Source organism: Citrobacter sp. wls826, assembly GCF_005281245.1.
GTDB classification, from domain to species: Bacteria; Pseudomonadota; Gammaproteobacteria; order Enterobacterales; family Enterobacteriaceae; genus Citrobacter; species Citrobacter braakii.
The window spans coordinates 17637-28867 of sequence record NZ_SZWS01000017.1 but is presented as its reverse complement, the minus strand read 5'-3'; the positions used below and the strand labels follow the sequence as shown (position 1 = coordinate 28867).

Annotated in this window: 8 protein-coding genes; 1 reads left to right on the top strand and 7 read right to left on the bottom strand. The window is 53.8% G+C overall.

Annotated features, from left to right (window positions below; translation table 11 throughout):
* The 7 genes from yhdP to csrD form a co-directional block, all read right to left on the bottom strand.
* Positions 1-3683 (bottom strand): AsmA2 domain-containing protein YhdP (gene yhdP / locus FDW87_RS02700; RefSeq protein WP_252362966.1); only part of this gene is annotated, 3683 nt, incomplete at its 3' end.
* A 114-nt stretch (positions 3684-3797) separates the two neighbouring features.
* Complete coding sequence (gene rng, locus FDW87_RS02695; protein ID WP_003828822.1) at positions 3798-5267, bottom strand: ribonuclease G; 1470 nt, start codon at positions 5265-5267, stop codon at positions 3798-3800.
* On the bottom strand, positions 5257-5850 hold the full coding sequence (locus FDW87_RS02690; protein ID WP_049268915.1) for a nucleoside triphosphate pyrophosphatase: 594 nt from the start codon (positions 5848-5850) through the stop codon (positions 5257-5259). The genes rng and FDW87_RS02690 overlap by 11 nt, the downstream gene beginning before the upstream one ends.
* A gap of 7 nt (positions 5851-5857) precedes the next feature.
* Positions 5858-6346 carry a rod shape-determining protein MreD gene (gene mreD / locus FDW87_RS02685; protein WP_003025196.1) on the bottom strand — a complete coding sequence of 163 codons (489 nt, stop codon included), beginning with the start codon at positions 6344-6346 and terminating at the stop codon, positions 5858-5860.
* Positions 6347-7369, bottom strand: a complete 1023-nt coding sequence (gene mreC, locus FDW87_RS02680; RefSeq protein ID WP_046275078.1) for a rod shape-determining protein MreC — start codon at positions 7367-7369, stop codon at positions 6347-6349.
* A gap of 64 nt (positions 7370-7433) precedes the next feature.
* A complete protein-coding gene (gene mreB / locus FDW87_RS02675; protein ID WP_000913396.1) occupies positions 7434-8477 on the bottom strand; it encodes a rod shape-determining protein MreB in 1044 nt (347 codons plus the stop codon).
* 306 nt (positions 8478-8783) lie between these two features.
* Positions 8784-10724, bottom strand: coding sequence for an RNase E specificity factor CsrD (gene csrD / locus FDW87_RS02670; protein WP_137379432.1), 1941 nt, complete (start codon positions 10722-10724; stop codon positions 8784-8786).
* Positions 10725-10949: 225 nt separating this feature from the next.
* Here csrD and FDW87_RS21570 point away from each other — a divergent pair.
* Positions 10950-11231, top strand: a 282-nt coding sequence (locus FDW87_RS21570) for an alcohol dehydrogenase catalytic domain-containing protein (protein WP_252362965.1), incomplete at its 3' end; no start/stop codon positions are given.

Genomic DNA, 11231 nt, shown 5'->3' with positions numbered 1-11231 from the left:
TTACTGGCGGCAAACACCGCCGCACCAACAATCGGGTTGACGGCAAACGCGGCGGCAACGCCTACGGTGGCAGATATTTCTGGTGCAACGATGGCTTCCATGTCCAGATCCCGGCGTACCAGGTTCACTGAACCTTTCATCGCAATATCGGCTTCCAGACCGTCCACCAGCGTGTCGTCGGTATGCATCACACCATCTTTGATCCACGCCGTGCTGCGAATCGAGTCGAAATAGAAGCCTTCGCTGAAGGTGTCGCTAAAATCAAAGCGCAGTTTACGCAGTAACGCATCGAAGCTTAGCAGACGTAACAGTTGCCCCGCATGTCCGGTACTGAGTTCGGTAAGTTCGCCTTTGCCCAGCCGGGTACGCAAAATACCATTCAGCGAGGCTACATCAGGATCCCACGGCGGATTACGCCAATGCAGATCATACTCCACGTTGAATGAAGAATTGCGAATCGGCGTTGATACGCCAAAGAAACCGGCTGCGGAGTCAATTTTATTGCCGCTCAGTTTACCCTTCAGCGACGTTCGCTCCTTGCCCGGCGCATTCACCCACACGCCGTCGGTGGTCAGTCTGGCAAAACCCGTATCCAACAGACCGTTACTCAAGGTGAGCGTGTCGCCTTTAATCGCTACATCGGCGTCAATGCGCCCGTATTTCTGTCCCCACATCCAGCACTCGGCACAGCGCAGCTGAAGGTCCGGCCAGCCACGGAAGCTGACGTTGTCGATGGCTGAGAACGGCGAGGCTGGCGTACTATTTTGTGACGGTTTTGCCGCGCTTGGGTTGTAATAAAGATACTTAATATTGGCCAGCCACGGCGCATTATTGCGCATAGCCAGCGTGGCGTTAATTTCACGGCCCTGCGCCTGCACGGTGGAGCCATTGCTCGCAGGCTCAGAAACGATACTCAAATTATTCCACTGTTGACCGCCCAGGGATAACGATGGCGTACGCACCGTGATGCGCTGCGGGAAGTTAGCGTTGCTGCCCACGTTATCCACAGCGCCTTTCTGGAATAACGCCAGCCATTGCGCGCCATCCATAGGGGGAAGATTAAGCTCTATGCCTTGTTGATCGGGTAACGCTGGCACGGTGCGGCTTTCCGACGCCCAGATTGCGCGGTCAAGCGTCAGTTTCTGATTCAGCAGCCAGCGGCTATTAAAATGATTTTTACTGCCAGCGTTGCCGGTCAGATCAAAGCTGCGCAGATTGCCGTTGGCCTTAACGTTCACCGGCAATGCCTCACCGGCCGCCTTATTCAGCGGAGAAGGTAAGTGACTACTTACATTCTTGAGGTCGCCCTTTAACTCAACGTTATAGGTCGGCCCGGCATGATACGGAAGATCGATTCCTACCTTGCCATTCCACGCTATGCTACCGTTCAACGCGTCGTTGACCTGCGCCGGTAAAATCCCCATGCGGCTTGGCTGCCAGTCACCTTGCAGATTCACGGCTACCTGATAGGCTTTCGCCCCTTCGGTCGTGGAAAAGTCGACGTTCAGCGGCTGATTAAACCAGTTCGCGGTCATCGGCTCGCTCTTCAGATCACCGTTGATAAAGCTGAATTTACCATTCAAATTCTTCAGCGTGCTGTCGAGCGGTTTAATAAACAGGCTGTTATTATGCAGGTTGACGTCACCTTTGGCGGTAACCAGCGAGCCGTCTAGCGGAATATCAAGATGTAAGCGAGCATTCACATCGCCGTCAATCTGCAACTGCTCAAGCGTAGCGCCGAGTGAATCCTTCAATGGCGTCTCATCAAAATAAGGTCCGACCGCCTTGCCCGGCCCGTTGATGTCGGCATCAATCAGCAGTTTTTCTTTGGCATAGTCGGGGATGTTAGCCGTCAGATTACTGGCCTTCACGCCGCCCAGATTAACGCTATCGGTCTTCATCCACAGACCGTCGTTAATGAAGTTCAGTTCAATATTAAGGTCAGTCAGCGCGGGCCAGTCGGGCTGGAAAGCAAACTTCGCATTGCGAAGCGGCACCAGTACCTGGAACTGCCCTTCATTGTGTAGATACGGGAACAGATGCGGGTCGCCGCCATACACCAACGTGGCGTTATCCGCTTCGCCGCCCTGAATAGCGCCACTGAGGTAATCAACCAGCTCTTTGCCCATCAGGTTTTCCGGGAAGTAACGCCAGGCCTGAGAGCCATCGTCGGTGCTGATACCTGCCAGAATGCCCAACCATGGCTCATCATTGGCGGGCTGCAGATAGCGAAAACCACCGCGTGCGCGTACCGCTTTCGCTTTAACATCAATATTGCGCCCATCTAACTGGAAACCTTTATCATTCTTCAGCCAACTTAGCGTCGCTACGCCATCCTCTATTTCCAGCGGTGCGCGAAAGACGGTTTCATACGGCATTTTAGCTTGCTTCATGGAAGCAGTGAGCGCCCCGTTTTCAACGCTGCCCGCGAGCGTACCGGAGAAATGTTCTGCCCCTGGCAGCAGCTTCCACTGTTTCCAGGCCAGATTGGTCCACGAGGACTGGAAGCGGGTTTTTTCTGTTGCCTGTAACGGGATATCCAGCGCCAGCACATCTATTTTGCCGCTTGGCTGCGTGGCCCGCCAGATATCACCCAGCGCAGGCGATAACTTGGCCGCCATCGGACGCAGCCCTTCTAACCCGGCCAGCTCCAGGTTGCTGGCGCGGATGCGTAGCTCGTCGCTGCGTTTGTTATTCTCGCCGCCGACTTCCTGTTCAGGGATCCAGGCCAGCGTTAACGCCCCGCTTGGCCAGGGTTTATCATCCATCGTGATACGGGTATCGGGAATGGAGAATTGCCAGCCCGACTGTTCGCGGCTGATGTGCGCCGTCAGGTTATCGACGGATAGCGTGTGCGTACGACTCTCTCCCAGCCAACTTGCCCCACCTTTTTTCAGCCAGACATCGCCGCCGGAAACGACACCTTTTCTGATCGTCATCCATGCTTCCAGGCTAAAACGCGCGGTTTGCAACGCGACATTATCCTGCATCCATTTACCCAGCCACGGCTTGACGTCGATATCGTCGGCCTGCAGCCAGACCCGACCGTTATTCAACAGCCCGTTGTCGTCACGCAGATCCATTCGCACCTGCATAACACCGTGCTGCCCGGTCAGACTGGAGAGACTGACCTGGCCTTCAGCGCGATGCCGGTTTTTAACGTTAAGCCAGGTAAGCTGTGGGATCGCCAGTTTTGCACGCTGGCCTGAGAGGGTTAAAAAGCTAATCTGGCTGTCGCGTAGATCGAAATGATCAAACTGACGCAGGAAGAGATCGCTCAGGTGGCCGGCTTCAATTCCATCACCGTTTTCGCTGCGCTGGATGGGGGTATTGGTACGCAGCTGCAGCTGCCAGAAGGTGAGATCGCGAAACTGCCAGCGCATGTGCAGCAGGCTTTGCCAGACATCCAGCGCTAATGTGACGCGCTTTACCGAAAATTCACCGCCATCTTTAAGCTGCGCGTGGATATCGCGCGCTTCAAGAGTAGGCCCGAAATTTTGCCAGCTAGCGGAAAGTTGGCTGGCGGAGACAGGCAGACCGGTGGCGGATTCAATCTTGCCAAGGATGGCCGGACGCCAGCTATCAAGATGAGGCAGCGCAAGGCGCAGCCCACTGACCAGCAGCGCTGCGATGACAACGAATGCGGCTCCAGTGAGCAGTAATATCCCCGGCAATCGCCTCACGCGCCTCTCCTTGTCTACCAAAAAATGTGACTCACAAAACCGTCTTACCGGATGGCGGCGTGAACGCCTTCTCCGGCCTGCAAGGTATCGCCATTGGGCGTTTACCAGGCCAGATTACATCATGACAACGTCGAACTGCTCCTGGTTATACAGCGGTTCGACTTGTACTTTAACCTGTTTGCCGACAAAGATTTCCACTTCCGCCAACGCATGTGACTCTTCCCCCTTCAGGGTTTCAGCCACTGCCGGAGATGCATAAACCAGGAAACGATCGGAGTCATATGCATGGTGTACCCGCACGATTTCGCGCATGATTTCATAGCATACAGTTTCCACGGTTTTCACCGTACCGCGCCCATGACAGGTCGGACACTCGTTGCACAGCACATGTTCCACGCTTTCACGCGTGCGTTTGCGCGTCATCTCCACCAGGCCCAGCTGTGAAAAACCGTTGATGCTGGTTTTTACGCGATCCTTGCTCAGCGCCTGTTCCAGAGAGTGCAGCACCCGTCGACGGTGATCTTCATTATTCATGTCGATAAAATCGATAATGATAATGCCGCCGAGGTTACGCAGACGCAGCTGACGAGCAATGGCCTGCGTTGCTTCAATATTAGTATTAAAGATAGTGTCGTCGAGATTACGATGCCCAACAAACGCTCCGGTATTGATATCGACGGTGGTCATTGCTTCAGTTTGATCGATGATCAGATAGCCGCCGGATTTCAGTTCAACCTTGCGTTCCAGCGCGCGTTGGATTTCATTCTCAACGTCAAAGAGATCAAAAATGGGCTGGCGCCCGCTGTAATGTTCCAGCTTGCTGGTCATCTCGGGGATATATTCCGCTGTGAACTCCAGCAACGCTTCATAGGTCAGACGAGAGTCAACGCGGATCCGGTCAAGCTGGGCATCGGCAAAATCACGCAACACGCGCTGCGCCAGCGCCAGTTCGCCGTACATCTGGTAGCGCGTTTGTGGGCGCTTTTTACGCTCCATAACTTTAGTCCAGACGCGCTTCAGGTAGGCAGCATCCGAGGCCAGATCCTCCTCGCAGACGCCTTCCGCCGCTGTGCGAATGATGAATCCGCCCTGTTCATCGCAGTAATCCGCCACCACTTTTTTCAGGCGTTCGCGTTCGGTTTCGCTTTCGATACGTTGGGAAACGCCAACGTGCGAAGCACCCGGCATAAAGACGAGGTAACGGGAAGGAAGCGTGATGTCCGTCGTCAGGCGTGCGCCCTTAGTACCCAACGGATCTTTTACCACCTGCACCATCAGATCCTGGCCCTGGCGCACCAGTTCAGAAATGTCGCGCACGGTGAACTGCTTTTGTTCTTCACCCGCCACGCATTCGGTGTGCGGCATGATGTCTGAAGCATGAAGAAATGCGGCTTTATCCAGTCCAATATCTACAAAAGCCGCCTGCATACCCGGAAGTACACGACTTACACGACCTTTGTAGATATTGCCTACGATTCCGCGTCGCGCCTCACGTTCAATATGAATTTCCTGCAGAATACCGCCATCAATGTAAGCCACCCGAGTTTCCGATGGCGTTACGTTTACCAACAATTCAGCCGTCATGTTTATCCCTTTTCTCACGCAGTGCGTTAAAATTGGTCAGCAACTCATACGTTTCTACCAGCGGTAAGCCGACTACGGCGTGATAGCTGCCATTGATCTTCCTGACAAAACAGCCACCCAACCCTTGAATACCGTATGCACCTGCTTTATCCATTGGTTCACCGCTGGCAACATAGCCCGCGATGTCCTCATCGGTTAGTGCTCTGAACGTCACTTCCGTCACCACCAGACAGTCCAGACTGTGCCGGCGGTCGGCCAATGCCACGGCGGTTATGACCTGATGCGTTTTGCCCGACAGTTTGCGCAGCATTACTGCGGCATGGGCGGCGTCGTGTGGTTTTTCCAGCACTTCGCCATTAAGGATAACAATGGTATCCGCACCCAATACCGGCAAATCGCGCTGCGCCAGCGCCACGCCAGCCTGCGCTTTTTCGCGTGCCAGACGCGAAACATACTGCTGCGCGCTCTCCTGCGGGTGTCGCTGTTCTTCAATCCCAGGCACTAGCCGTTCAAAGGTAACACCAAGCTGAGCGAGCAGTTCCTGACGACGTGGAGAACCTGAAGCAAGATACAGAGTATTCATATCAACCTTATTGCACCGCAAACTGCTGACGGACTTTACGCATCAGTAAGAATAGCCATGGCCAAAGCACACCATTCACTACACTACTCCAGAACACTTCGGGTCTGAAAGAGACATTGATCACTAAAAACTCGGCCCAGAAAACAATAATATCCACGACCAGTGATAACAACATGACCACCAGCGCCTGTTGCCAGAGCGCGAGGTTACGGAATAGCTGGAATTTCAGCGCGACCAGATAAGCAATGATACTCATCGACAATGCGCGCACGCCAAGCGTGGAGCCGCTGATGAGATCCAGTATGGCACCCACCACAAACCCCGTGCCCACATTTACGCGATGCGGCAGCGCCAGGATCCAGTACAACAAGATGAGCAGTACCCAGTTTGGCCGGAAAACCAGAATATCGTCCGGCCAGGGCATGACTTGCAGCAACAGTGCAATAAGGAACGAGAGCCAAATCACCCAACGTCCCTGGCTACGATAGCTTGCCACTTACTGTCCTCCCGGCTTACGCGGAGCAGGTTGTGGCGGCGTGGTACCCGCAGGCGCTGGAGTCACGCCTGCTGCGGGAGCTGGCACTGGTGCAGGCGGCCCCATGGCATCTGGTGCAGGCAGAACTTGCGGCATCATTTGCATCAGACGTTCATTGGCAACGCGGTGCACTTCCTCTGGCGTCATCGGATTTGCGCCGTTACGATCGGCGCCCCACAACAGCAGCAGATAACGCAGACGCTGCAGACCCGCGGTCGGGCGTGCCTGAATCACGGTATAAGCGCGCTGAGTGTCCAGCTTAACGGAAGAAACAACACCAACCGGATAGCCTTCAGGGAAACGCCCCCCCAGACCCGAGGTAACCAGCACATCGCCAACGCGAATGTCGGTGTTGGCCGGCAGGTGTTCGAGCTGAAGATCGTCGGTGCAGCCGTTACCGGCAGCGATCACGCGGATATCGTTACGCAGTACCTGAATGGGCAGAGCATGCGTCGCATCGCAAATCAGCAGCACGCGGCTGGTCAGTTTAGCCACCGCTACGACCTGACCCACAACGCCTTTGTCGCTAATAACCGGCTGACCTTCGTAGACCCCGTTAACGCTCCCTTTGTCGATCACCACCTGATCGCTGTAAGGGTCATTAACCGTTGAGATGACCTGCGTCACCATCTTTTGTTCGTCCTGACGCAGCGGCGATCCCAGCAGCTCACGCAAACGCGCGTTCTCCTGTTTATATTGCCCCAGCATCAGCAGCTCGCTGTTTTTCAGCAGCAGTTCCTGACGCAACGCCCGATTTTCAAGTTCGAGTTGGTCACGCGAAGCCAGCGTTTGCGAAACGCCGTCGAGTAATTCACGAGGACCATTTGAGATAAAGTAGAAAGGACTGACGGCGGTATCCATGTACGTTCGGATTTGGCTAAACGTACCCAGGCGGCTGTCGGCAATAATAACGCCGAGCGCCACCAGCACCGCCAGAATAAGGCGAATCTGTAGCGACGGGCCACGGCTAAAAATTGGCTTCATAGTCTATGCGTATTCTCGTATCAGAGCGGAAGGGCAACCCGCGGGCTACCCTACCTGCATCCGATTACTCTTCGCTGAACAGGTCGCCGCCGTGCATATCGATCATTTCCAGCGCCTTGCCGCCACCGCGCGCCACGCAGGTCAGCGGATCTTCAGCAACAACAACTGGAATACCGGTTTCTTCCATTAACAGACGGTCAAGGTTACGCAGCAGAGCACCGCCACCGGTCAGTACCATGCCGCGTTCGGAGATGTCAGACGCCAGTTCTGGCGGACACTGTTCCAGTGCAACCATCACCGCACTCACGATACCGGTCAGCGGTTCCTGCAGGGCTTCAAGAATCTCGTTGGAGTTCAGGGTAAAGCCGCGTGGAACACCTTCTGCCAGGTTACGGCCGCGAACTTCGATCTCGCGCACTTCGTCGCCCGGATAAGCGGAACCGATTTCGTGTTTAATACGTTCTGCGGTGGCTTCACCGATCAGAGAACCGTAGTTACGACGAACATAATTAATGATGGCTTCGTCGAAGCGGTCGCCGCCAATACGTACAGAAGAGGAGTAAACCACGCCGTTCAGGGAGATAACGGCAACTTCAGTTGTACCACCACCGATATCCACAACCATAGAACCGGTTGCTTCAGAAACTGGCAGACCCGCCCCGATCGCAGCCGCCATCGGCTCTTCGATCAGGAATACTTCACGGGCGCCTGCGCCCTGAGCGGATTCACGGATCGCGCGGCGTTCAACCTGAGTTGCTCCAACCGGTACACATACCAGTACGCGCGGGCTTGGGCGCATGAAGCTATTGCTGTGCACTTGTTTGATAAAGTGCTGGAGCATTTTTTCAGTCACGAAGAAGTCAGCGATAACGCCGTCTTTCATTGGGCGAATGGCAGCGATATTGCCCGGTGTACGACCCAGCATCTGCTTCGCGTCATGGCCCACTGCGGCTACGCTTTTTGGCGAGCCGGCACGATCCTGACGAATGGCCACAACAGAAGGCTCATTCAATACGATGCCTTGTCCTTTTACATAAATAAGGGTATTCGCGGTACCCAGGTCAATGGACAGGTCATTGGAAAACATGCCACGAAATTTTTTCAACATACTAAGGGATAATCCTGAAAGCTGGGGCGGAAAACAAAATCCGCTTACTTTACCAACCACACGCAGCAGCGACAAGGCGCAAAAATCATCTGCTACGGTGAAAATTAGTGCAGTTCGTTTCCTTTGTTACAAAATCGGCCTGAGTCCATCAGGGCTGAATAAATCAGCAGCACTCCTCGCTTTTGTTTGCAACCTGTCAAAGGTCATTCACCTGCATGTTTGCTGTTACAACCTGGCGAGCAGACAAGCACACCCCCAGAAGGCACAGCGCGCGTTATTCTACGTGAAAACGAATTAAACGGCAGGTTAAACCGAGTATCTTTGCGAATATTTTTTCACGTTAGTGTCAAGTGGCTGTGATGCGGCAAAAAAATCCCCTTGCCCACCCGCAACTCCGCGTTCCGTCAGCGTATGCCACTCGCTACGCGAACGAACGCCCGTGGCGTAAACCTGCGTTGGTGTTCCAGAACAAGCCTCCACCAGGCTTTGCACCAGGAGCTGGTTTTCGGTTCGCTTATCAATATTCCTCACCAGGCTTGGATGCAGCTTCAATAACTCAACGTTAAGCTCTTTGATCCAACTGGTGCTCACCAGCGTTAAACCCGCCTGCGTAACGGCAATTCGCACACCCAGCGCATTCATCAATCTGATGACGGGCTGTAACCGGCTGATATGTTGACAGACATCTGCCTCAGCAAGTTCAATAATTATGCGTTTGCGTAATGATTTTTCGCACTGCATCAGCGTATCACGTAGCCAGCGCTGAAAACGTGGGCGAATTAGCGATTCAACCGTTGTCTGCATCGCCAGGTTTTCCTGCGGCCAGTAGCCCAACAGTAAGATCAGACGGCTGATTTGCAGACGGTCATATTCTTCAGCCAGGCCAAACTGCAGGACCATCGGCATATATTCCGCCGAAATAACCTCTTCGCTGCCATCAAAAATACGGCACATCAGCTCCCGGTGGTGCACCCGTCCTTCACGGGTTACCGCAGGCTTTTGATAAATTCTTGGTCCACCCCGGCTGAGCATCTGTTCGATCAGCGTTCGCCAGCGTACGTTACCCCGACCTTTTTCCGGTAGTGAGTCATCATAGACCGACCAACTGTTCCCACCCTGCAATACCGAGTTCCGCGTGGCGGCTTCGGCGTGATCCATCACTTGTTCCGTCGACTGACCGCTGCGGCAAACACAAATGCCAATATGAACCATATCGGCACGGTCGATCATTTTATTAGCCGGAAGCGCATCTACCGCTTTTAATAATTGCCCGGCAATACTTTCCGCCTCTTTCAGCGTGCGGTGTGGCAACAGGATGGCAAAATCGCTACGGTGGTAGCGCGCCAGCAACGCGCCCGGATAGCGCGTCATAAAAGTCGACAACAAATTGATTAGCGTTGAAATTTGTTCTTCAGCAAGGGTAATTCCCCAGCTATCGCGCAGCAGCGTAAAGTCCGGCAGGCGTACCATCATCACGACGCCATGCGATCCCACTTTTTCCTGATCTTCCAGCAGCGTTGCCAGTTGGTTATCAAAGAACAGGCGGTTGCTTAGCCCGGTTTTTGTATCCTGCGCCACATAGGAACGAATCAGCGTATCCAGTCGGCTACGTTGCTCGCGGGCACTTTGAATTTCGGTCAGCAGCATATCGAGCGCGCTACTGGTACGCGCAGGCCATTCATAAACAGTCCCCCGCACGTTCGGTCCACGTTCGCCGTTAAGAATGCGCGTTGAACGAATCTCCAGCAACTCTTGACCTGAAAGCTGACGCTGAAGCCAGCGCACAGACAAAAAGAGCATCAGTATAATGAAAGCAATCGCCAACGTGAGCGGCGCGGTAGTCATCAGCGAATGGAAATAGTTGCCCATTGGATCCTGATAAACCAGACGCAGCGACATGCCCGGGTGTTTGACCAACGGGACGGTGACATCACGATACAGATTGTTCGTCCCCGCCGGGCGGTAGCTGCTGGTTCGGGAGTGGTCATACACCACGTGGTCGCCCTGTAGCAGTTCGACGCGCACGATATCAACCGAAACCATCAGTTCATCGATTTGCGGGGTTAGCGCAACGACATCGCGGGAGACAAGGTGCGTATCAATCGCCGTCGCCACCGCCTGAACACGGGTGGTGAACTTATATTGAATCGCGTTATAGAAACTCAGCGAGCAGCCGATCAGAGTTACGAAGATCGTTAACCCTGTAAGCAGCGTCACAAAAGCTGAAAATTTCGTCGTTAATCGCATCCTTGTGTTAACTCCGACAGTTATGAAACAGGCATGAAAGTGATAAAGCGGCGCGAAAATGCAAAACTGAACGCAAAATCCGTCCATTTATACAAACAGTGTGGGCATACTACCAAATTAGGTATATCTGGCAATTTATTGCGCGGAATCGGCATCATGTTTTGATTAGCGAGTATAGTCTTCATTAATAATTTTCCAATCCACTATACGAATTGAGGACAGGTTATGCAGGCTTTGATCTTAGAACAGCAGGACGGAAAAACCCTCGCATCCGTTCAACCCCTCGACGAAAATCAGCTACCGGAAGGCGATGTGACGGTGGATGTCCACTGGTCAAGCCTGAACTATAAAGACGCCCTGGCTATCACCGGCAAGGGTAAAATCATTCGCAATTTTCCGATGATTCCTGGTATCGATTTCGCCGGTACCGTGCGCACAAGCGAAGATCCCCGTTTTCATGCAGGTCAGGAAGTTTTACTGACCGGCTGGGGCGTGGGTGAAAATCAT

Excerpts from the sequence above, each read along its gene's own strand:
- FDW87_RS02690 (WP_049268915.1), bottom strand. The coding sequence starts at position 5,850 with ATGAATACTCTGTATCTTGCTTCAGGTTCTCCACGTCGTCAGGAACTG.
- mreB (WP_000913396.1), bottom strand. The coding sequence starts at position 8,477 with ATGTTGAAAAAATTTCGTGGCATGTTTTCCAATGACCTGTCCATTGAC.
- mreC (WP_046275078.1), bottom strand. The coding sequence starts at position 7,369 with ATGAAGCCAATTTTTAGCCGTGGCCCGTCGCTACAGATTCGCCTTATT.
- rng (WP_003828822.1), bottom strand. The coding sequence starts at position 5,267 with ATGACGGCTGAATTGTTGGTAAACGTAACGCCATCGGAAACTCGGGTG.
- csrD (WP_137379432.1), bottom strand. The coding sequence starts at position 10,724 with ATGCGATTAACGACGAAATTTTCAGCTTTTGTGACGCTGCTTACAGGG.